At 36.5% G+C, this 23,280-nt stretch carries 18 protein-coding genes and 1 tRNA gene; 18 read left to right on the forward strand and 1 reads right to left on the reverse strand.

Annotation, left to right across the window (positions count from 1 at the left end; translation table 11 throughout):
* Positions 1–177 precede the first annotated feature (177 nt).
* The 17 genes from JZO85_RS07210 to JZO85_RS07290 all read left to right on the forward strand — a co-directional run bounded on the left by JZO85_RS07210 (position 178) and on the right by JZO85_RS07290 (position 18,219).
* On the forward strand, positions 178–1,281 hold the full coding sequence (locus tag JZO85_RS07210) for a tyrosine-type recombinase/integrase (protein WP_207107832.1): 1,104 nt from the start codon (positions 178–180) through the stop codon (positions 1,279–1,281).
* 481 nt (positions 1,282–1,762) lie between these two features.
* Positions 1,763–2,413: a winged helix-turn-helix domain-containing protein gene (locus JZO85_RS07215; RefSeq protein WP_207107833.1), complete on the forward strand. Its 651-nt coding sequence runs from the start codon at positions 1,763–1,765 to the stop codon at positions 2,411–2,413.
* A gap of 65 nt (positions 2,414–2,478) precedes the next feature.
* Entirely contained in the window at positions 2,479–4,854 is a 2,376-nt protein-coding gene (gene secA2, locus JZO85_RS07220; protein ID WP_207107834.1) for an accessory Sec system translocase SecA2, read from the forward strand.
* A gap of 38 nt (positions 4,855–4,892) precedes the next feature.
* Entirely contained in the window at positions 4,893–6,107 is a 1,215-nt protein-coding gene (locus JZO85_RS07225) for an accessory Sec system protein translocase subunit SecY2 (protein WP_207107835.1), read from the forward strand.
* Positions 6,108–6,131: 24 nt separating this feature from the next.
* Complete coding sequence (asp1, locus tag JZO85_RS07230; protein WP_207107836.1) at positions 6,132–7,730, forward strand: accessory Sec system protein Asp1; 1,599 nt, start codon at positions 6,132–6,134, stop codon at positions 7,728–7,730.
* Positions 7,723–9,309: an accessory Sec system protein Asp2 gene (asp2, locus tag JZO85_RS07235; protein ID WP_207107837.1), complete on the forward strand. Its 1,587-nt coding sequence runs from the start codon at positions 7,723–7,725 to the stop codon at positions 9,307–9,309. The genes asp1 and asp2 overlap by 8 nt, the downstream gene beginning before the upstream one ends.
* 16 nt (positions 9,310–9,325) lie before the next feature.
* Positions 9,326–10,222: an accessory Sec system protein Asp3 gene (asp3, locus tag JZO85_RS07240; RefSeq protein WP_242550261.1), complete on the forward strand. Its 897-nt coding sequence runs from the start codon at positions 9,326–9,328 to the stop codon at positions 10,220–10,222.
* 40 nt (positions 10,223–10,262) lie between these two features.
* Positions 10,263–11,708 (forward strand): glycosyltransferase, encoded by a 1,446-nt coding sequence (locus JZO85_RS07245; protein WP_207107838.1) that lies wholly within the window; start codon positions 10,263–10,265, stop codon positions 11,706–11,708.
* Positions 11,698–12,549 (forward strand): hypothetical protein, encoded by an 852-nt coding sequence (locus JZO85_RS07250; RefSeq protein ID WP_207107839.1) that lies wholly within the window; start codon positions 11,698–11,700, stop codon positions 12,547–12,549. Before JZO85_RS07245 ends, JZO85_RS07250 begins: the two co-directional genes overlap by 11 nt.
* Positions 12,550–12,559: 10 nt before the next feature.
* A complete protein-coding gene (locus tag JZO85_RS07255) occupies positions 12,560–12,943 on the forward strand; it encodes a DUF3110 domain-containing protein (RefSeq protein ID WP_242550262.1) in 384 nt (127 codons plus the stop codon).
* A gap of 23 nt (positions 12,944–12,966) precedes the next feature.
* Positions 12,967–13,410, forward strand: a complete 444-nt coding sequence (locus JZO85_RS07260) for a hypothetical protein (protein WP_207107840.1) — start codon at positions 12,967–12,969, stop codon at positions 13,408–13,410.
* A 72-nt stretch (positions 13,411–13,482) separates the two neighbouring features.
* Complete coding sequence (locus JZO85_RS07265) at positions 13,483–13,668, forward strand: hypothetical protein (RefSeq protein ID WP_207107841.1); 186 nt, start codon at positions 13,483–13,485, stop codon at positions 13,666–13,668.
* 67 nt (positions 13,669–13,735) lie between these two features.
* Positions 13,736–14,728 carry a helix-turn-helix domain-containing protein gene (locus JZO85_RS07270; RefSeq protein WP_207107842.1) on the forward strand — a complete coding sequence of 331 codons (993 nt, stop codon included), beginning with the start codon at positions 13,736–13,738 and terminating at the stop codon, positions 14,726–14,728.
* Positions 14,721–15,746, forward strand: coding sequence for a sugar transferase (locus tag JZO85_RS07275; protein WP_207107843.1), 1,026 nt, complete (start codon positions 14,721–14,723; stop codon positions 15,744–15,746). The genes JZO85_RS07270 and JZO85_RS07275 overlap by 8 nt, the downstream gene beginning before the upstream one ends.
* The gene (locus JZO85_RS07280; RefSeq protein ID WP_207107844.1) at positions 15,736–16,128 is read left to right on the forward strand and encodes a hypothetical protein; all 393 of its coding nucleotides are present in this window, start codon (positions 15,736–15,738) and stop codon (positions 16,126–16,128) included. Before JZO85_RS07275 ends, JZO85_RS07280 begins: the two co-directional genes overlap by 11 nt.
* A gap of 66 nt (positions 16,129–16,194) precedes the next feature.
* On the forward strand, positions 16,195–17,565 hold the full coding sequence (locus JZO85_RS07285; protein WP_207107845.1) for a hypothetical protein: 1,371 nt from the start codon (positions 16,195–16,197) through the stop codon (positions 17,563–17,565).
* A gap of 21 nt (positions 17,566–17,586) precedes the next feature.
* Positions 17,587–18,219 (forward strand): hypothetical protein, encoded by a 633-nt coding sequence (locus JZO85_RS07290; RefSeq protein WP_207107846.1) that lies wholly within the window; start codon positions 17,587–17,589, stop codon positions 18,217–18,219.
* Between the two features lie 48 nt (positions 18,220–18,267).
* On the opposite strand, the gene JZO85_RS07295 is transcribed toward JZO85_RS07290, so the two are convergent.
* Positions 18,268–18,356 (reverse strand) — tRNA-Ser (locus tag JZO85_RS07295).
* Between the two features lie 531 nt (positions 18,357–18,887).
* Between JZO85_RS07295 and JZO85_RS23110 the strand changes: the two genes are divergently transcribed.
* On the forward strand, positions 18,888–23,280 hold a 4,393-nt coding region (locus JZO85_RS23110), incomplete at its 3' end, for a KxYKxGKxW signal peptide domain-containing protein (RefSeq protein WP_242550263.1).

Here is a 23,280-nt window from a genome sequence, read left to right on the forward strand (position 1 = left end):
TTATAAAATAGTGGTTAGAATTAATCAATAATCTTCATGAAATAAATTATTTTTGTTTCTCTTTGAAAATACATTGTAAAAAATGAGAAATACAATTCTCGTTTTTTGAGAAATAAACCATAATTATAAAAGAAATGTACCGTCATTTAAGCCGTCAAATTAGGAGGTTAGTTGCTAATGAGAAAAGGAGAAAATATCTATCTAAGAAAGGATGGACGCTGGGAGGGACGTTATTCAAAAGGTCGGAAAATAAATGGAAAAATTAAGTATGGATACGTGTATGGAAAAACTTATACGGAAGTTCGTCAAAAGATGTTTCCACTTAGAATTCATTACATGACAATCCAGCAAACTCACGGGGTTTCCAGTGAAACATTTGAAGAATGGGCTAGTTATTGGTTGAGTCATGTTCAGCATGAAGTCAAACCAGCCACTTTTTCGAGCTATTATTACAAAATTTATAAATACGTGTTACCGATACTAAAGGATATACCTTTGAACGAAATGTCTGCTGAACAAGGAAGGGATCTACTGAAAGAATTAAGGACTAAACTTGCTAGATCTACGGTACATGTAATCTTTCGGGTCTTAAATAAATGTTTAAATCATGCGAAAAAATGTGGAAAAATTTTATCCAATCCTTTGGCCAGCCTCCAATTACCAAGGGTTAAGAAAAAAAAGGTTGAGGCACTTTCTCGTCAGGAGCAAAAAACGCTGATGCATGTTGCTTTAAGTGAAAAGAAAGGAAAAGGTCTCCCAGTTCTATTAGCATTACATTCAGGGATGAGAATTGGAGAAATTTCTGCTTTACGTTGGTCGGATATTGATTTCGATTCAGACTTGATACATGTACGCCATACATATCAACGAATAGGGGTTTCACATGGCAAACAACGAACACAGTTAAATTTTGCTAGTTCTAAAACAGAAGCTTCAGTACGCGTGATTCCTATCAGTAAAGCGTTAAGGAAACTATTAATAAAACACAAGAAAAAGACGACTAGTGAATTTGTTTTTTCTCATTGCGATAAACCTTGTGAGCCGAGATTGCTTACCTATTATTTTCATAAAATCCGTTTAAAGGCAAATTTAACTCATATTCATTTTCATCAATTGAGGCATACTTTTGCAACGCGTTGCTTGGAGTCTAGAGGGGATATCTCCTCGGTCAGCGCGCTTTTAGGCCATGCCTCTACACAGATGACATTGGATACCTATGTCAATGCGTTGCTTGAACAAAGATGTCAAGTTATCGAGGAAATGGAGAAATCAATCTCTTAGAAAACGCTTTCTTTAGCTTCGAAGGCTATCTTCTATTTGCCTTTCTCAAGAAAGCGCTTACTAAACAAATTTTGATTTATAATACTTATAAAAATCAACGTTTATAAATAGAAAGACGAGTTCTTTTTTTTCTTTAAATAATTTCCGCCGTCATAAAGCGTCAAAAAGCGTTCAAAACCTTTATTTTTAAAGGTTTTGAACGCTTTTTCTAGTTTTTTATAAGACTAGGAACATTTTTGTCCCAATTAAAGAATAGTTATTTTCGTTTTGAAAACTAGTTTGGAGACTGAAGTATAGGTCTCGTTTTTTCGATTACCAACATATTTTTATAAAACAAAGGTTTGGATGAGGTGACACTATACTAATAATAACAAATTTTGGGGAAATAGCGAATGAGACCATCAATTCAATTTTTATTTATAAATGATTACCAGTATGGTGAGAAAGCAGTTCGATAAAAAAGGAGAAAAGGAAGAGAAAAATGAATGTATTAATACTGACGAAATGTGTGTTTGCTGAAGAAGAAATATTAAAAAAATTGCATCTGCTTGGTTACGAAGTCTTTTGCAGTAACCATTTGCTAGAGGGATTAATAAAGGATAATAAAAATTATCCAGTGATTAATTATTTTCCAAACATTATTTTTAGCGAGACGATTTCAGATGATGAGGTGATGGAATTAGCTAAAAATGAGAGCATTCAAGACTCCGTTCTTTTTAGGAAAGCAACCACATTCTCAAAAAATCATCATGAATATGAAAATGAGAATTTCAATTTCATATTTATGGATGATCCTTTAGAAGTGATAGGGGAGAAATTAAGAAAAAACCATGCGCTATATCAAGAAAGTAGCAAGCTCAATTTACTGTCCTTTAATATTAAAGATATCGATTCAATGTTGTTCTTGAGCAATCAGGAAAGACAAGTGTTTGAAATTTTATACAATGCTAAAGGCAAAGTTATTTCAAGAGAAGATATCTGCAAAAAAATATGGGCGCAAGTAACAAATTCCAACTTAGCCCAGACTTCGTCAATCGTTCGGAGAATAAAAATGAAGCTTGAAGATTCTGGATTTGTAAACTGTGATTTACAAACTATTTGGGGGAAAGGATATCGCATTCTCACGGATTGATTTCTTTTTTGCCGTTATGATCAAATAGTTACGTTTAAAAAATAGAAGGAATCAGCAGGATAATTATGAAAGATAAAAATTTAAGGAAATATAAGAAGATTGCAAATAGAATAATTAAGCTCCTCCCAACCTATAAAGCAATGTCCGATGCAGAACTGCAAAATCAAACGGAGCTTTTTAAGGATCGGCTTGCAGCGGGTGAAAAGATCGATAAATTACTACCGAATGCTTATGCGGTAGTTGCAGAAGCGGATAGACGGGTATTAGGTTTAGAGCCGTATTATGTTCAAATCTTAGGAGGTATCGCATTATTTTATGGAAATGTTGCTGAAATGAAGACGGGTGAAGGGAAAACCCTCACAGCAACCATGCCAATGTATCTCAGAGGTCTGATGGGAAAAGGCAATTTCCTAATAACTTCAAATTCGTATCTAGCCTGGCGAGATGCTGAAGAGGTAGGAAAAGTGTATCGATGGTTAGGTTTGACTATTTCTGTAGGCGTGCCAAAAGATGCCAGTGAAGAAGAAGTAGATAAAGAAGCGGTCTATGGGTCGGATATTGTTTACACCACCCATAGTGCTCTAGGTTTTGATTACCTGTTCGATAATTTGGCAACGACTCTTGAAGAGCAATTCGTAGATAAGTTTAATTTTGTACTGATTGATGAGATTGATGCCATTTTATTAGATATGGCACAAACACCGCTAATTATCTCTGGGGCTCCTAAAGTACAGTCTAATTTATTTGAGACCTCCGATTGGTTTGTTAAAAGCTTATCTGAGGGAGAAGACTATCTAAAAAGCGAAGATAAGAGAAATGTTTGGTTTAAAGAAGGAGGAATCAAAAAAGCTGAGAACTATTTTGGTATTCAAGGAATTCTTACAGAAGAGTGGCGGGATTTATACAGACATTTAGTTTTGGCTTTACGGGCGAATCATCTATTGGAAGAAAACAGGGACTATGTCGTGGAAGAAGGGGAAATACTACTCTTAGATGAAGCTAACGGGAGAAAATTGATTGGAACTAAATTACAGGCTGGACTTCATCAAGCGATTGAAGCAAAAGAAGGAGTAGAGATTACAAACGAAACGAGATCAATGGGTTCAATTACTTATCAAAATCTCTTTAAAAAATTCAGAATCCTTTCAGGAATGACCGGAACGGCAAAAACAGATGCAGAAGAATTCCGTGAAACCTATAACGTGAATGTTATCCAAATTCCGACAAATAAACCAATAAAAAGAGTTGACCACCCGGATGAAGTGTATGTGACGAATAAGGCTAAAGTGTTGTCCTCATTAAATGCTGTAAAAGAAGCGCTGAAAAAAGGGCGTCCGGTGTTAGTAGAAACGGGATCGGTTGCCATGTCTAACTTATACTCTTTGCTGCTGCTGCAGCAACAAATCCCTCACAACCTCTTAAATGCTACGACCGTTGCTAAGGAATCTTTAATCGTTTCCGAAGCAGGGAGACAAGGTGCAGTAACTGTTGCAACATCAATGGCTGGTAGAGGAACTGATATCAAACTTGATCCTGAGGCAAAAGAGAGTGGGGGACTGCTAGTTTTAGGAACGGAACGAATGACCAGTGATCGAATTGATTTTCAACTCAGGGGTCGTGCAGGTAGGCAAGGAGATCCTGGAGATACAGTTTTTTTTGTATCGATGGAGGACAAAATTGTTGTGGAAAGTGCGCCCAAATGGGTTGCAAAGGCAAGGAAGAAGTTAGTAGAAGAAAACGAGCAGAAGAATAAGGATGAAACGAAACCCTTAAAAGAAAAGAAATACGACAAAATTATCCAAAAATCGCAAGCGAATCGAAAAAAGCAAGAAGTAGAAAGTCGCAAAAGTATCCTTGAGTACGATGAAATTATTAGTGTTCAACGAGAGATGATTTATGAAGCGAGAAACAGGGTGATGGGCGGTTCGGCAGCTTTCATGGAGGAAATTATTCAACGTTCGGTGGAAAATGTACGGGATTCATTTATTTCAAAAAAAGCGAATCTGAATAGAAATGACTTGATTGATTTCATCTATAACAATATCACGTACAACTTTGATCCTTTCGAAATGGATCAAGCGTTAACTGAGTACAACAAGAAGAACGTTGGTGAGTATTTAAATAAGATAATTTCAAATCAAATTAGCCATCTTCATTTAATTATTCCTGATAGTTTTCAACAGCTTTATTTTAGACGAATCGTGATTCTGAAGGCGATTGATACGATGTGGGTTGAACAATCCGATAATTTGCAACAATTAAAAGCGGTTGTGAATGGTAGGAGTTGGGGACAGCATCGACCAATTTATGAATTTCAAATTGAAGCAAGACGTTCCTTTTTTGAAATGAAGGAGGAAATATGGCTGAACATGTTAAGAAATCTATTGTTGTCAGACTTGGTTTACAATTCCGATGGCTCCATTGATGTAGATTTTCCATAAATTGGCCATTACTTAGTATTAAAAAAGGACGGGTAACAATGAAAAATAATAAAGAAATAGTCAAACGAATATGTTGGAGTGTGTTATTGCTAACCATTGTAGAATTTGGCAAAAAGATCGAGGTTCCAGGTTTTTTAGACATACCGAAAGGGGAAAGTCAAAATTTGATCATTCGCTTTCTTTCGACAACCACTGGAGGGAATCTATCAAAACCTACGTTGCTTTCTTTGGGAATGGGACCCTACATGACGGCATTAATTATTTGGACCACGATCAGCATGATTGACACGGATAGGATTAATAATCTTTCTATTAAACAAAGAGGATATATTCAAAGAAGCCTAACACTTATTTTTGCGATTGCTCAAGGAATTGCTTTGATGCTTAAGTTTGAACCGTTAATTGATGATCAGAGATTTCCAGGTGTCAGCAAGTTTCTCATATCTTGCATGGTTATCACGATAATCACCACTGGGGCAATGTTTGTTTCTTGGATATCTGATATCAATAGTGAAAAGGGAATTGGTGCACAGAGCTTGTTTATTTTACCTGGCTTACTTTCAAATTTACCAGCGATGCTGATTTCGGGACAAAGTGGTACTTTACGGCTAGATAGTCGGTATTTCATCGGGTTATTTATTATTACGTTAATCTATATTGTAGTAACGATTTTTCTATACAACTCAGAATATCGCGTCCAGATTCAACGAACAGGAATAGAGAGTAAGTTTAACAATTCATATATTCCGATTCGATTACTCACTGCTGGAGCCATGCCTTTCATGTTCGCGGTGACTGTGTTTTCAATCCCCCAGCTTTTACTGCTAAACGATCGTTGGAGCAATACTTTTTTTTCCAATATTCTTTCCAAAATGTTCTCCTTTAATACGGTTGAAGGAATTCTTACCTATGGAATCATTCTTTACGCTTTAGGAATGGGTTTTAGCTACATCAATGTGCGTCCCCATGATATTGCGAAGAATTTAAAGGAATCTGGCGATTACATTTATGAAGTGGTGCCAGGAGCTGAAACTGAAAAATATATCAAAAAGAAATTGTCAACCATCGCAATGGTTGGAAATTCATACTTGGTACTAGTATCTCTTATTCCATTGTTTATTGGATTAAAAGTAGAGATTATTTCTAACTTAGCGTTTTACTTTGGGAGTGTTTTTATGCTGATTATTATTCTCGATACTCTCACTCAGGAAATCAAATTTATTTTTTCGAAACGTAATTACAATATTTTTTAGTGAGAAGCAGGAGTGGACAAATCAATGATGTATTTAATCCCAAATTGGGAACAGAACGACAATAGTTTAGAAAATGACAGAATTCTAAACATTACCAAGCTTTTTACTGAGAATGGGGAACCATACAAGTTGTTTTTATTAAATCACTTGCCTTTTTTAAGATATAAGGCACAGGAACACTCATTGCTGTCTGATTGTTATTGGCGTGCTTATGATGTAATACAGAATATCACCATACAAGAGGGGCATCCATTAGGGCTAGAGGATCTTTCGCTTCCCAAAGATGTTGAACACGTCTACACCCCATTTGGAATCATCCTTTTTCAAAAGAATAAAAAATTCGGAGAAATTAAATTTAATAAGTATGGCTGTATTGAAGGTGTGAAATATTTTAAGGAAGATTATGACTACTTCGAGTATTACGATGATCGAGGTTTTTTGTCGCTAATCGAGTATTTAACCAAACAAAATATCGTCACTAAACGAGAATATTTCAACGAATACGGTGAGAAAACAATCACAGAACTTTTGAAAGGAAATTCCCAAATAATCGTAGAAGAAGCAGGCGCTGACAGCCTGAAGTCGAAAACTTTTTGCACAATAGATGAGGTGATTGCGGAGGTCTTGAAGGAAGAATTGAAGCAAATCAAAGATCAGAATAAGCAGATTATCACAACAACAGACAATGCTATTTTAAACGTTACACAAGAAATTCAAGAAGACGGCCAATTGGTGCGAATCGTTTCAGATGATGATGTACTGAATCAATACGATAAACATCTATTTATAAAAAGTTTGAAAACTGCGAAATGTGTCGTAACGGATACAAAGGCGAAAATGCAAGAATTGTTGACCATAAAAAAAGCTAATCCAGAACTTGCTGATGTCAAAATTGCAACCATTCCGATGTTTAATACAGAACTAGCTTTAGGAATGAGCAATTCAATTGCACAGCTAATTATATATTGGAAAGTAGAACAGCTTTCCGATTTTCAGCTTGCAGCGAACCAGATTTTTATGAATAACCTCATTGAGAATACGAAATATAGCTTAATCGTGGAAGTCAGAACTAGACTGGATCAACGTAAATTACAAGAGGCTCAAAAAGAACTTATTGATTCTTATTTCGATGTCGACAGTGAATCGGAGGACTTTAAAAAAACTGCTCATTTTATCGAAGCAAAAAGAATCAAGCGTCTGTATAAAGCAGATGAGTTGGCGATTGAAGAAATTCGAAAAAGCGCTGCTTGGAAAAATTTAGTTAAAGCGATCAATGTCTATAACCGAATTGAGTTCCGAGTCCAGCCTACGCTGCTCTCCGTTAGGAACGATTTCCATAAGACGAGGCTCTACGTGGATATTAATGAAAAATACAATTTGCAGATGCAGTCGCTAGCGATCAGTGCTGGAATTCCTCAACTTGCGAAAGTAAAAACAGATTTTATTGAAGAGAAGAAGAACGGGATGATCGTTAGAAGGACATCTGAATTAGAGCCAGCTTTGACCTTCTTTTTACAGGACTTGAGTAATTGGAACAATGCACTGGTAAAGAATGTCTCTGTAATTGAAGACTTTAGTCCACAAATTATCTTGAAAAAATGGAGGGAAGTTTTGAATGGCTAAGAAAATTAGACTCATTCATATTGGGGAAAGGGAAATAACCAATTTAGAAGCGGTATCCTCCAGTTTTCAGTATAAATGGTTGCCTGGTGATTATAATTTCCAAATCGATGAGCAAGAAATAGGACTCTTTATTGAAGGGCAGTTCAATAAAAAGTATTCCAGAGCTGTTTTCATTTTAGGCTCAAATGCGGGGATTCTCACTAACAATAGTGATCTATTAGTGCAATTGCCTGCATATCAGATTCTTTACGCTCGAAACGCAAATCTTTCTTCTGAGATAGAAAGGGTTCTAGTTCTTAAAGAAGCTATATCGATTGAAACAAAGGAAATGGCTCAAGTATTTCAGTTTGTGAATCAGCAATATACAGTCAGGCAGTCAGGCTATAAATTGTCAAATGATCATATCCATGTTTGTTCGGACTTTGATGGGACTGTTCAAAAATGTGGAAACTCCTATATCGAGCTTGAAGGAAACTTTTCACCGCAATTCAGTCAGGTGCTCTCGTGGAAAATGACGAACCTGATTAAGGCAGATGAGCGGATGACCTTCTATTCAGAACTGGCGGTGCTTTCGGGAGACGTTGATTTGCTATTTAAGATTTTTCTAGTAAAGGAAAACACTTCTGAGGTGGTTCAAATAGTTGAGGTACCGTTCGAGAAGCTACAAAAGAATGAAAAAACAATTTTTGAACAGCCTGTGAATTGTTATATCAACGTTTCGCTTTATGCACGAGGAAAAAGTGGCAAGATCCAAATAAGTCAAGTTCATATCAGAAAAGCGTTAGCTGACAAAAGCTCGATGATCCCAGGTGGAAACAAAATAGTTGATGAAGAGCATCTTTCAGGAGAAGTATTCTACTATTTTAACGCCGGAGATTTGAAGCCGCCATTAGCGATTTATTTCTCAGGCTATCGACCGGCGGAAGGGTTTGAAGGTCGGCGAATGATGAGTAGTATGGGTGGCGGCCCCTTCATGCTGATAGCTGATCCCAGATTAGAAGGGGGAAATTTTTACTTAGGCAGTGAAGAATTTGAACAAAAAATTGTGGACGTTATTTTGGATAAGCTAAAACTGTTAGGCTTTAAAAATTCAGACTTGATTTTATCAGGATTGTCTATGGGAACTTTTGGGGCGCTTTATTATGCCAGTGATTTAAAACCCAATAGTGTCATTATCGGTAAGCCGTTAGCGAATATCGGAACAATTGCTTTAAATGAACGGGTGCTACGACCAAATGGGTTTCCCACTTCATTGGATATGCTCTACTACAACACAGGAGAATCTACGATTGAGGCTGCTGAAAAATTAAATCAGAAATTCTGGGATAAATTTGCCGCCGGGGATTATAGCAATACCACTTTTGCCATTGCCTACATGAAACAGGATGACTATGACAAGGAGGCTTTTCCGCAATTATTTAATGTGTTGAAGGAAAATCGATCAACTGCCAGAGTTCTATACAAAGGCTTGGTTGGTAGACATAACGATAATAGTACAGGAATCAATAAATGGTTTTTAAAACAATATCGAAATATCTTATTCAATAGTTTTCAAAGAATCATGGATGATTTTGAATAACTAGAGGGGTGAAGCATTGGAAAATTTTTACATGATAAAGTGGGGAATTGACTTTAATGATAATTACAATTATGGAGCGAATATACGTCTTTTAGAGAACGATTCTATTCGATTTTCATCTCCGTTTATGCCCACAGGAACCCCGATAAAAACATGGTATTCAAGAACGGAGTTCCATTCAGCTCGCAAGTCTCCAATGTTGCCGCTCTTGATGAATGGGAAGGGTTATAACATTCAGGTGCAGGCAGAGTTTGATACGGTGGATGCAGTGCAACTAGTGATTGAATTTTTTAATGTCAATAATGATTTGATAGAAAAAAGGCACTTTAAAGAGCTAGAGGGTCATTTTATCTTTCCAGAGGAAGCAGTTAGTTACAATATTCAGCTAGTAAATAAAAAGCACGAATTTATCCTATTTAAATATTTAACTATTTTTAGTGATTCTTTAAAAGAACGATACGAAGTTAAAACGACTGAAGGTACTGAGGCGATTTTTTTTAAGGTTAGACATCCCTATGAGGGGATTAAAACGAATATTGTCGTACAGAAAAAAACGAGATATGTTACGAGTTTAGTTATTGATGATTATATGAATTATTATTTCTTGGTTGGTGATCGGTCAGAAAAAGCTTGGTTAGACGCAATTACCGAGGTCTGTTTTGATATTAAGGATTATCAAGAGCTGTGTTCACTTTCGATTGACCGTGGTACGCGTTTTGCCACACTAGAGGACAAATTTAAATTACTGCCTTTAGTGTTGGAGACCGTCATTCCAGCAAACAGAAGAACAAAAGTTCAGTCGAAGCCAACAAATACATGGAGAAGTTTGAAGGATCGCGCACAGATCAACGAATATGCATTGAACATTTTACAGCGTCTCGTTAAGCAGCAGAAAGTAGACTCTAATAAATAGAATTAGGTGTTCGCAGATGAAGTTCAGGAGGGAAGAAGAGATGAATTTTTTTGTTAATAAGGCAATGGGGATAGGCAATTCTGGTGTGGAGCACGCGCAGTTTTATCGAGCGAAATGCTTTGATACCGTCCAACTTCCATACAAATATATTTTTGTCGAACTAGTAAAAAACTTGCATGAGGCAATGGAGGCGTGGAGCATTCCAGACAATAAGGTGATCAATATGTGGGAGCTTTTTGTTTTTGGAAAGGACTACATAAAAAAAGGCGCCGAAAAAGAGTATGAGCACAAGGAAGAAATTCTGTTAGATTTCACGAATACTCATCGAATAAAAGAGACACTCACTTCTTCAGGTATGCTGATCGTGGAGCATTTAGAAAAATCACCGAGCAAAAAGAAGGAGAACTTACTTTTAGTTTCAACGTATAGAATCGAACTATTTGATTATAAAACGGGTAAGAGAAAAGTCATGTTTGAATATATCGATCATAAACATAGAGGCCGATTGCTTAGCAATATCCATCTCTTTGACTTTGAGGGAGAGCATCGTTTTTTTCGGACAGAAGTATTACTGCAGCGCTATTTCTTTGAATACTTAGCCCTGCAATTTGAAGGAACCAAAAACTTTTTCATCGATAGAGGGCAAGAATCTGAATCAGCGTTATTCAATCATAAACCAAAAAATACGAATATCATTGAAATCATTCATGCGGATCATCTGTCCGATCGTGACGTACCTTCCGCTCCGCTATGGAACAATTACTATGAGTATTTGCTGACACATATGGCAATGACGGATCGCGTTGTTGTTGCGACAGAGCTTCAAAAACAAGATCTTTTGATTGATTTCCCCAATGAAACGGAAAAAATATGGGCGATTCCAGTAGGAGGTATTCGAGACCAGAAGCTTCAACATAAGGAAAACGGAGAACAAAGTCGCTCGCTTCGAAAATTTATCACTGTCTCTCGATTAGCATCGGAGAAGCATATCGATACTGTCATCAAAGCTATTTGTGAAGCAAGAAATCAGTTCTCGGATATTTCGTTAGATATTTACGGTCAAGGCGGAGAAGACAGTAAGTTGCGGAAATTAATCGAAGAACTAGATGCGGAAACTTATATTACTTTGAAGGGGCATTCAAACCAAATCGACCAGGTTTATCCACAATATGATGCATTCATTTCAGGTTCTTACTCAGAAGGTTTTGGCTTAACTTATATTGAAGCACTGGATGCTGGGCTTCCAATAGTAACTTTTAAGGCGAGATTTGGTGCGCTAGAGTTAATAAAAAATGGTATTAACGGTTTTTTAAAAGACTTTTCACGCACCGACGAAGAATACAGTAAGCAGCAATTGGTTGAAGGCATCGTTCAACTTCTCGAATCAGATCAACAAAAAATAATAGCACAGACGAGATACTCTGTAAAAGAGTATCAAGATTCTATGATAGCCAATAAATGGAAGGAGCTTGTCAATGGACTATGAACTAGTAAGCGCCTTAAAACCGGCAGATAAAATATGGCAAAGTCAAAAACAGCGTCTAAAGGAAAGAAATGGAAAGGTAATTTCACTTTCCCCTAGTCCGAATTTTAATCAATTGAAAAAGTCGGAAGGGATAGAAGGAATCAATTTGCTAGATGAGTTAACAAAACGCGATTATCATCCGGATAATTTTCTATTTTTTAATAATATTCCAACAGCAGCTGCTGCAGAAGTTTTTATGAATGAAGATCGCAGCATTTCGGTTATTTATGATGGGGACGAGATTGGCCAAGTAGTAACGTATCCCGAAACGAGAAGACATGTCAAAGAAGTCAAATACCTGAATGCTGATGGTACGACTGATTTTATCGAAGAATACGCGGATGATGGACAGCTGTATAGCAACATTTTCTTTTTTAAGGATACTGTTCATGAGATTGATTTCTATAATAGTAAGCAACGTCCAATTGTCCAATACTTTTTTTATGAAGGTCAAATTAATCTAGTTGTTGTACGAGACCAGGATTCTGGAGAAGTATGTGCTAGATATAGTAGCCTTATGCAGTTTTTAGCGACTCAAGTAGCGAATAACGTCACTGAAAATGACTGTGTTTCCATTTCTTATATGGGATTAGAGTTATTTGCTTTAGCCCAAACGAACTCACGCAATGTTCTCTATTTAATGGAGTCTCCTTTCACAAAAACGGGTGACATCAAGGGCAATCTATTAAGCATATTAGAAAATAAAATTTCTTACGTTCAGGAAGTAAGAATGTCGCGAGAACACTATAACAAGTTGGTAGGAAAAAACGTCTCTCTAGATAAAATAACGATTATTGATTAAGGAGCACTCAATGATGACAATTCCAGCAGAAAAACTCTTCAATGAGATTTATAAACTTTCGGATGAAAATCCAGATTCCTTATTGAACTTTGAGGAGGAAAAAGAATTAGCCGCACAATTACTAGAAAAGCAAAAAAAACATGTAACCGTGATGCAGGCGATCAATGAACAAATCAAGCAGTTGGCGGCGAACAAGGAAGCAGCCATTGTTCCAATTAAGCAATTGAAAGCTGATTTTAATGCTATTTTTGAAACCTATAAACAGGAGTATGTATCATTGAAAGAACTGTTACTTACGATGCAGGTTTCCTATAATACCGAACGCTTTATTGCCAAGCAATACTTTATTTCTGAAAATGAAACAATTATTTTGAATATTCTAAATGAAGTCTAGAAACAGGAAGAAGGAAAGTATAAATGACAACTACAATTTCAGCAGATCAGCTTTTGGTAAATATCAATCAACTGATAGAGGAAAATGTCTCATCATTACTAAATTTTACCGCAGAAAAAGAAAAGGCACAGCAACTTGTAAATAGTCAACATGATAAAGTAGCTCAGCTACAACGCCTAAATCAAGAGATGATTAAAATGCAAGAGCATTCAGAGGTGTCTATCGATGAAATTAAGAATCTTAAATCAATATTTGATCAAAACTATCAAGCCTATCAAGAGGAATACCATGCATTAAAGACACTATATTTGACGATTTCCGTTTCATTCACTACGGAAAAATATATTTTGAAACGCTGCTTTTTTGATGAAAGCGATTATGTGCTTTCTCAGATCATGGAAAAAGCTTCCGATCAAGATGTAGAAATTGCCCAATTAAATGAGGTCATAAGTTCTATAGAAGAATAATTTTTAAAAACAAAGAAACCTATGACTTACAAATATATCCTTTTGGGACTTATTTTAAAAGGAGAGAATCCAATGAAAAAGGATCAACTATCCAGAAAAATTGATGAAAAGTTTGAGCAGGAAAGTAATAAGGTTGTAGATAATGTGGGGGATAAAGAGAAACAGTCAAAACTACTTACAATAATCATATCAGTGATTATGTCGGGTGTTATCCTAGGATCGCTTGTCTATTCCTTGCTTGAATCTATTGGAAAGTGAGAATGTTCATATCGACTCAATTTTTTCTCGAAAAAATGAGATGGACGTACAGGCAGGAGAGTGTGGAATGATGCAGAGCAGTCTATTAAGTATTTGTAGGTTAATTAATATGATGAATCCAACCCTAACCGAACCACAAAATTCGGTTGTAGCTGTAAATATTGATCGTGAAGCTATGGAAGAAATCAGAAAAAGAAAAGGTGTACCCATTCGAACGTTAGAAAGAAGAATCAATCTTTCAAAATCGAGGTATTATCGCTGGCTACGTTACCAAACAGATTTACCTCTAGAACTGGTGATGGGCTTAAAAAAAGTCTTGAATATGTCAGACCGAGAATTACTAAACTTATTTGTTTCTTCAACGGATGAACAAATTCAAATGTTAGGGCTAGTTATCTATACGTCTATGTCGAATCAAGAAACGGAACTCAAACAATTTTTAAACCTACGAAAATCATTGGGGAAGTTCAAAAATTCTAGTGAAGATAATAACGCGTATAAATTGATTTTGACTTATGCCGATTTGGTAGTACATTGCCGTAATGGAGAACCTTCTATGTTCGAGTTAAGGCGTATTGGAGAGTATTTTACGTCGATTGATTATTTTACACTGTTTGATATTTTACTCTACTTAGCAACCTTACGGATCAGTCTAAATTATTCTTTTTCTAACGCTGTAATGGAAAAGGAAAGCATTATTCTGGAAAATAGCTTGCTAAAAAAATTTTCTAGTAATCAGTCAAATGAGTGGAAAGACATTCTTATTGGATGTGTGATTGATTTGTCATTATGTTTTGTCGATATGAATAATCATGAGCAGGCAATTAAATTGTTGAATAAAGCCACGGTGATTTTAAAGCGACAAAGTGGCGAGAACCGACAAACGAAAGAAATATTTCAATTTTTAGCTTATCTATATGTCACAAAGGATATTTCTAGCGAAGATACTGTCATCAAAAAAATTAAACACAATATGAGTAATTCTTCGTCTTACCTGCCTAGAAATGAGTTCGATTTCTTTAAAAATCTATCGATTAAGGAGAAATGTGTTTTTGAATAAATGGATAACCTATATTGTAGAAGGTCCTTCCGTGGACTCTGTTTCTAAAGCGCGCGGAGATGTTTCGGAAATTGCAGAAGAGATTGGTTTTAGGAAATTATATATTTATCGGTACATTGATGAACAGGAGAGCCAACAGTCGCTCCTTTCAAGAATTGACGGAATTACGGGGGGCGTTGCGGCAGGCGACTTAATTGTATATCAGTATCCGAGCTACAACCAATTTGTATTTGAGAAAACCTTTGTTGAACGATTAAAACAACGAGGCGCTCGAATCGCTTTATTGATTCACGACTCTGAGTTATTGAGAGACAGCAGCTTTTTAAAAGAAATTGACCTCTTTAATCATGCGGATATTCTAGTTACCCATGGGGAAAAGATGGAGCTGAAGCTGAAGTCTTTTGGAATTACTACAGCAATGGTGTCTAAAGAATTATTTGATTATCGAATATCGGCAGAACAAGTTTCTCTGGACACATCATTAAAGAAAGCGCTAGTTTTTGCAGGAAATGTTCAAAAATCTGTTTTTTTAAAAGAATGGGATCATCAAACGAAAATTCAGGTATTTGGATCAAAGGATGCGTTTGACTTAGGAGAAAATGTTGAGTACATGGGCGTTTATTCTCAACCTGATCTTTTAAGGATGATGCCCAAGAATCGTTTTGGCATTGCTTGGGACAATGACTTGCCACAAGGAGGCAAATATCGGGAATATACACGGTATAATGCACCGCACAAAATTTCCTTGTATTTGGCCGTGGGTGTGCCAGTGATTGTATGGCGGAACTCAGCGATTTCAGAGTTGATTCTTAGATACAAGCTAGGTTATGCAATTGATTCCTTGGAGGAAATTGACTTACTAATGGAACAACTCACAAGAGATGAGTTGAAGCAACTAAAACTAAGAGTAAACAGATTCAGCGATTTATTAAAAGAAGGAATTTTTACTAAACAGGCATTAATACAGGTAGAACAGGAGCTTCTTTTTATGGAAATGGAGACAGCAAATGACAGGTAAAGAGTTAAATTATGAGCTTGATTCCAGCAGAGCGACGTTAAACGAGCTGCTGCTAAGAATCGAAACGCACACGCAGGCTCGCGACAAAAAAATCTTTGAAGTAAATAAATACGTTTCAATGGTAAAGGATCAAAAGCAAGTTTCTTTGGATCATTTTGTTCAATTAAGAAAAGTAGTTCATCATCTGACAGAAGAATACACGAAAATTAACGAAATTATCTCTTACATTAAAGGATTTACTGCTTGCTACGATCAAGTAGAGCCACTGATGGAAGATATTGCTAGTGTCACACGAATGATTGAAAGGCAGGAAGAACAGCTAAAAGCGCTCTCTACTTCAGTCACGACAGCGAGATTTGTGGAGGAAAGTAAAAAAACTTGAAGCAATAGAGATAGGAAGACTCATAATCCATTTAGATAAGCAATACATTAATCGGAGGAACGTAGGGTGAAAAAAATAATTGCATTAGATATTGATCAGTTCAGAGTGGGCATTTCTGGTTCAAACTATAGAGAAGTTTTTAGCTCATTGTACTCAACTGTCAAAAAGAATACTTGGAAACCATCTTTTTTTAAGGACCAGAGCGAAATAGAAGGAAGTGAAATCAAATTAGAGGAGCTTTCTGAACCAATTTTGTGGGGGCTAAAGAAACGGCAAAGTCGTCGATCAAAGGCCTATCATTCCTTTGGCGATGTTCTGAACAACTTAGAGGCTACGGAAACTAGACAATTGGTTTGGACTGTCTTAGCGTATTTAGCAGGAAATCAGCGAGAGTTGTTCGAAGAAATCAGTGAAAACCAACTAAGCTGCTCCTTGTGTATTGGTGTGAATTCCAAAAGCTCAATGGAGTTAAGTGAAATGGAACATAAATTTGAAGGAGAATATAAAACTTGGATTGATGGCGCAGAACTCTCTATCCTCGTGAATGAAGTGGTTCTTGCTCCTAAATCATTTTGTACGATTTTAGAAAATGAAAAGCAGCATGCAACAGCTACTGATAGTTCAATACAATCATTTGATGGATTAAATTACATTATTGACGTAAGTGACCATAATGTAAAATGTGACATTTATGACAACGGTGAATTGATAAAAAGTGAGAATATCTCACACGGAATTTATGAATTTTCAGATCGAATTGTGCAGGAGTACAAAACAAACTGTGTTCAAAATAATACACGTTCTTTCCAAATTGACAGAGACATGGTATACAACATGATTACAAGCAGTGAAAGCACCCTTGTTGTAAATGGGCGTCAGCAAATAGACTTAACAGCGTTGATCGATGCAGAAATTGCTGAGGAAACCAAAAAGGTGCTTTCTTATTTAACCAAAGATCAAGATGTTCAATATGCCGACAACATTATAGTTAGAGATCTGAGCAGAGGCATTATTAACCAGGAAACGGTCAATCAGTATCTTGAGAATTTTGGGTTGAATTGTGTAAGCATTGAAAATAAGAGTGCTCAAGGAATATACACGTTTGGCACCATTTTTTTTGGAGATGACTTTCTCGACAGTAATGATGAGGATCAGGGAACACAATCAGAGAATGCACTACAAACAGTTAATTCAGAAAAGATTGAACAGACTAATGATATGGAAACGTCGAATGCTGCATCAGTGGAAGTGGAGATGGCGGTTGTTCAAGGAGTGGATGAACACGTAGCAGATTCTGAACAACATAGTGCGACAATTGATGATACAGGTATCCAGGATGAGACAATAGTCGAAGCATCAGAGGAGATTGAAGACATTTTAAAAGAGCAAAATGAGTTGTTAAGTTCGTTAATTCATTTTGAAGATAACTCTTTATAGCAGCTATAAGGAGAGGCGAGTATGAAGCAAAAAACAGGAATTATGAGTGTTTTTGTAATCGTATTAATAATGCTGTCTGGTTGTTTCGGAGATAGTTCGGCTACAACAAGTTCGAGCTTGAAAAAAGAAGTTTCAACGTTGAAAACCGAAAATTCTAGCTTGAAAAAAGAATTATCTTCTTTGAACTCAGGAGAAAATCAAACACAAACAACTGAAGATGTTAGGTTCTCTCAGGAGGTCAAGGTTTTTTCTGAGAATGAAACCATCGAATTTGGAGATGGCGAAAAAAAATTAGCAGAAATGAAAGTCGTACAGGCAACAACCAAGCAATCAGCATTTCCAAAGCGAATGATTGAATTAGAAAATTATGATACCGAAAAGATGCTTGCTGTGAAAATAGAGTATAAAAATATAGATATGGATACTCCCTTTTTCCCTTATGCCCAATCCTTTCAAGCATTTTCAAAGGATGGGAATCGCTTGACAGCGGTCAATCAACAACGAGGACAAGATGAGGTTCCTAAAGGAAAAAAAGGGATAACGCAGATTTTTTGGAAGCTGCCGATTGGCGGAGACAAGTTTGACAAAGTAGAGATTGATTTTGTTTCTGGAGAACAACGGGTAGCGACATTTGATTTAAAAGTTAGTCATTAGTTATATTAAAATCCCCGTCCAACACCTTGGACGGGGATTTTAATATAACGGAGAAGGAGGGATTTGAACCCTCGCACCGCGTTTAACGATCTACACCCTTAGCAGGGGCGCCTCTTCAGCCACTTGAGTACTTCCCCAATTGACTATTTTATTATAAATGAAGAATTGATTTTAAGTCAACTAGCTCTCTCGATAAAGAATCCGAAAAGAAGTTATTTTAAGGTGAATTTAATAGATAGAATTGTTAGCTATAATGAAAAACTTTTCATGTATTTAAGATAAAAAAGAAAAATGTTGTAACTATTAGCAAGATAAAGAGCTAATAAAAAAAATTTTCTTAATTTCAAAAATGATTACTGAATTTTAGTAGTGACAATTAAAAATGTCCCTCCACATTGAAGTTTTTTAAAAGTCTTCGTTCACAGAATTTATATGAAAGTACTAAAAAGTAAAGTGAATATATATGGATAGTTAGAGTTTCTGATGAGAGACTCTTTTTCTATTTGTAACGAAAAGAGTTTAGTTGTTTAGCAACCATAATATAAAAATAAAAATTGTTTCCCAATATTGGTACATTCTAATCTAGTTATAATTTGCTGTGAGATAATTCTTTCAGCACTTCAAAAAAATAATAAAAAATGAATAAGAAAGGAGAGTTGTACTGAATTATGAGTCGTAAAAATAATTTGTACAAGCTTTTAAGATCAAATAAAAAAGAACGGTACAAAATGTACAAGAGTGGCAAGCATTGGATGTTTGCTACAATTACAGCCTTTACAGGTGTTTTGGGCACAAGTACGTTAATCACACAAGATGCACATGCAACATCGACTAGTCCACAGGATGATGCGGGGATGGAAGCTGATACGGATCAAATTCTCGCCAATCAAGATACTACTCAAATACCAGCCTCTTCGACACAGAATAGTACATCTGTAGAATCAGAAAGTACAACAAATACAGTAATTACCGATTCAGAAAGTGTGGTGGATTCTACTAGTGAAACGGAGTCTGCTAATGTCACTGAATCAGAAAGTCAAACAGAGTCAGAAAGTACTACGGATTCAACTAGTATTTCTGAGTCAGAAAGTTTGTCTGAATCAATCAGTCTATCAGAGTCCATTAGTTTATCAGATTCAATGAGTCAGTCAACATCCGTTAGTGATTCTGCATCAACGAGTCTACTAGCAGCAACTGATGAAAAACAATCAACAAGTATATCTGAATCTATGAGTCATTCTGCGTCTTCAAGTTCATGGGTTTCGGATAGTCTATCAGAGTCCATGAATCATTCCGAAAAACGAAGTGCAGCAAATTCTTTAAGTGTAGAAAAGAGTAAGCAACCATCAACACAGGAACAAAGTAAGAATCAAACAGAACAGGCAAAAGATCTTTTTGACCAAATCGTTCCAAACGGGACTGAGGTAACGGTTGATTCAAATACCAAAGAACTTGTTTTTACAATGAAAACGGGGGTTGCTCCTAGCACTGCTCTGATTCATGCGGCACAAAAATATGCAGCAGCGAACGATTTGATTGCTTATTTCTCTGTTCGAGGTGCAAATGGCAAATCAACAAAAGTAAATGTTTCAGCTGATCCAGATATTAACCGTGAGGATTTTGAAGATGCGATCAACAACGGTCAAACACCTAAAAATCCAACCTCTGTGACAGTATCAGCCTCAGATCAAGTAACCAACAAAGAAGCGTATAAACAAACAGCTATTGCAAATGGAACATATGCAGCGGTAAACGATTGGGCTTCTCTGAAATCAGCTTATACCAATGAAACACTTACTTACATTGAGGTTACAGCAGACTTTGCTGCAGATTCCAATGTAGCCATTCGTGATTTAGGTTGGCGTCAGAACGGAATAATCATTGATGGTGGTGGCCATACAGTTAATATGGAGCGTGCTGCATTCAACGTAGGAACTTCATCGACAACCAGAGGTTCTATATTTACCATTACAGATATTAATTTGATTCATTGGCAAAGTGGAACAAATTCTGGTGATAGTGGCACAGCAGCAGCCGATGCAGTGATTGATTCACGAAGTGCAACGGGTGGTTATGGATATTGGGATTTCAATATTAACAACGTTATCCTTAAGGGAAATGGTGGTACTACAGCTAGTGATTCCGGTCGTCGATTATTGGATGCCGAAGATAGTAAAGTGACACTTTCCGGAACAATTAAGGCCGATGTAAAACAAGAACTAATGCAAATTGGTCAAGTAGAAATCGTGAATGGTTCTCACGTTGAACTAAATCGCACAGTTGGAACAACTGGATATTCAATGTTCTATTTTATGGCAGTTCGAGGAAATAATGCTGCAGATACAGGTTACGCACATACATTTACTGCTGGCGATGGCGCAACGATCATAGGAAATGAATTAAGTACTTATAATTCTAATAACTATCCATTGGTTTATTATGGATATAATGGAATTTTAGTGGGAGACAACGTTAACTGGTCACAAGATGGTTTTCAAATGTTACTGGATTTAAATCGTTATTCTGGAAGCAATCAGTCCGGACGAACAGTAACTTTTGGTCAAAACTTGACTATGACAGCTACAAGAACAGTGGGTAGTAATTCACTGTATGCAACAAATAATTCTACTGTAACGTTTAATGCAGGTACTGTGTTAGATTTACAACAATGGAACAATAATACTGTTGTTCGTACAGATAGCGGATCGAAAATCATTTTTATTTCTCCAAAAGCTTTACATTTGGCTCGTCTTACAAGTTCTGGTGCGATAGCTAGTGGTGCGATATTTACTGGTTCAGGGTCATTTACTATGAATAATTCTCAAATCAGTACTTGGCAAGGGAGTGATTCTCAAACTGCAACCCCTAGCGGCAATAGAAATAATAAATTTGCTGAAATGACTATATCAGGAAGTACGACAACGATTAAGGATACTGCAGGAAATGTTACTACATCTAATATTGTAGATAGCAGTACTCGTGAGTTGGCTACTGTAGCAATTGATCCTGGTACAGTCAAAGTTAATTATGTCGATCAATATGGCAATGTAATTAAAACAATCGATGTTCCAATTGATAAAGATACCAACTACATTGGACAATATATTAATTTAGTGAATAAGGATTATGCACTAACTAATATGCCGCCAAATTATATGTGGGCAATTGCTAGTCAAGTTCCAGCATCAGCATTAACAGATAAACAAAGTGGTGGGGATGGAACAACAACAGCAGATGATGGAGATGCTTATGGACAAGCAAATGTAGCGATAGTTCCGATGGAAGGAACGGAGTATGTCTACAATATTTATGTATACGGTGTAGCAAATAATAACGTTCAGTATCAATACGTAGATGCTAAGACAGGCATGGTCATTTCAGCAGATTACCTAAGTTCCGGCCAAGAAACTGCAGGAAGTAACTTACCACCAGCTAATTATGGGAACGTTATTGATTGGCTAAACGATTATTATACAAAGACAAATGTTGCTGCTGGTTATCATTATGCTACGGGGTCTGAATTAAACGGTTTTATTCAACCGACAACCACAACGGTTGGCACAGATGCAAGTTTAGTGACTATCTATGTTACAGCGGATATTCAAACTGTCAATATTACTTTTGTAAATTCTGATGGGACTGCTTTAGTAGGTCAAGTTCCAAATGTTTCTATCAATGGTACGTCAGGAGCAGAAATCAGTTATGCGGATTTAGTTGTGGGATATTTAACTCAGGCAGGCTATTACGCAGACGCCAATGGTACATTCACCTTTGACTTTACTGCGAACGGAACTAGCACCACTGACTCTGATCCACAATCATTAACAATCACGTTATATCCAGATTATCAGTTAGCAGGGATCATCTCTAACAATCAGCCTACTACTGATCCAGCAACTGGAGATCCATATAACCAAATTCCAACAAGTGTTACTGAAGGTCAATATGGCGCTGCCGGTGTTTCTAATGGAACGATCGTTTTGGGCGTAACTGATGCAGATTTGGTTAGAAATGGTTATATCTATACTATAACCGGACCTGATGGGCAAGTTTATAATACTTTGGCGGAAGCATTGGCAAGTAATGGTATTTTTGATACAACGACAAATAATGGACTTTCTATCGATGGTTCTCCGCAAGCTTTTGTCGTTAACTATGAGGTTGATCCTGTTTCTGAATCAACATCAATGTCAGAAAGCGAGTCGACTTCTATTTCAGAAAGTGAGAGTAATTCAAATTCAGATTCCAATTCAGATAGTGAATCGTCTTCAACCTCTCAATCAATCTCAGAAAGTGAATCCATTTCTCAATCGGAAGATTCTACATCGGAATCAATGTCAGAAAGTGAATCTATTTCTATTTCAGAAAGTGAAAGTATTTCTACTTCCGAATCTCTATCAGAGAGCGAGTCGGTTTCTTCTTCTGTATCAGAAAGTGAATCCATTTCTACATCAGATAGTGATAGTAACTCTAATTCTGAATCATTATCAAATAGCGAATCTGTCTCAGATTCAGAAAGTGACAGCGAATCTATTTCAGAATCCATTTCAGAAAGTGAATCACGATCAGAGTCAGAAAGTGAAAGTTTATCAAGATCTGAATCCATTTCGAACAGTGAATCCGTTTCTGAGTCCTTGAGTGAGAGTAATAGTACCTCTGAGAGTCAAAGTACCTCAGAAAGTATCTCAGAATCAGAATCATTATCTATTTCTGTTAGTGAATCATTATCAGAAAGTGATAGTGAGAGTAATAGTTCTTCAACCTCTGATTCATTAAGTGATAGTGAAAGTACAAGTATCTCAGATAGTAGTAGTATTTCTGAAAGTTTATCAAATTCTGAATCACTATCGATTTCAGTGAGCGAAAGTCTGTCAGAAAGCGAAAGTAAAAGTACCAGCGAGTCCATCTCTGATTCATTGAGTGATAGTGAAAGCGAAAGTGGTAGTTTATCAGAAAGTAATAGTACTTCGGATAGCGTATCCGATTCTGAATCACTATCAATTTCAGTAAGTGAAAGCACAAGTGAAAGTACAAGCGACAGTACGTCAATCAGTGATTCCA

It is taken from the genome of Candidatus Enterococcus murrayae, assembly GCF_017315985.1.
Taxonomy (GTDB): Bacteria; Bacillota; Bacilli; order Lactobacillales; family Enterococcaceae; genus Enterococcus_A; species Enterococcus_A murrayae.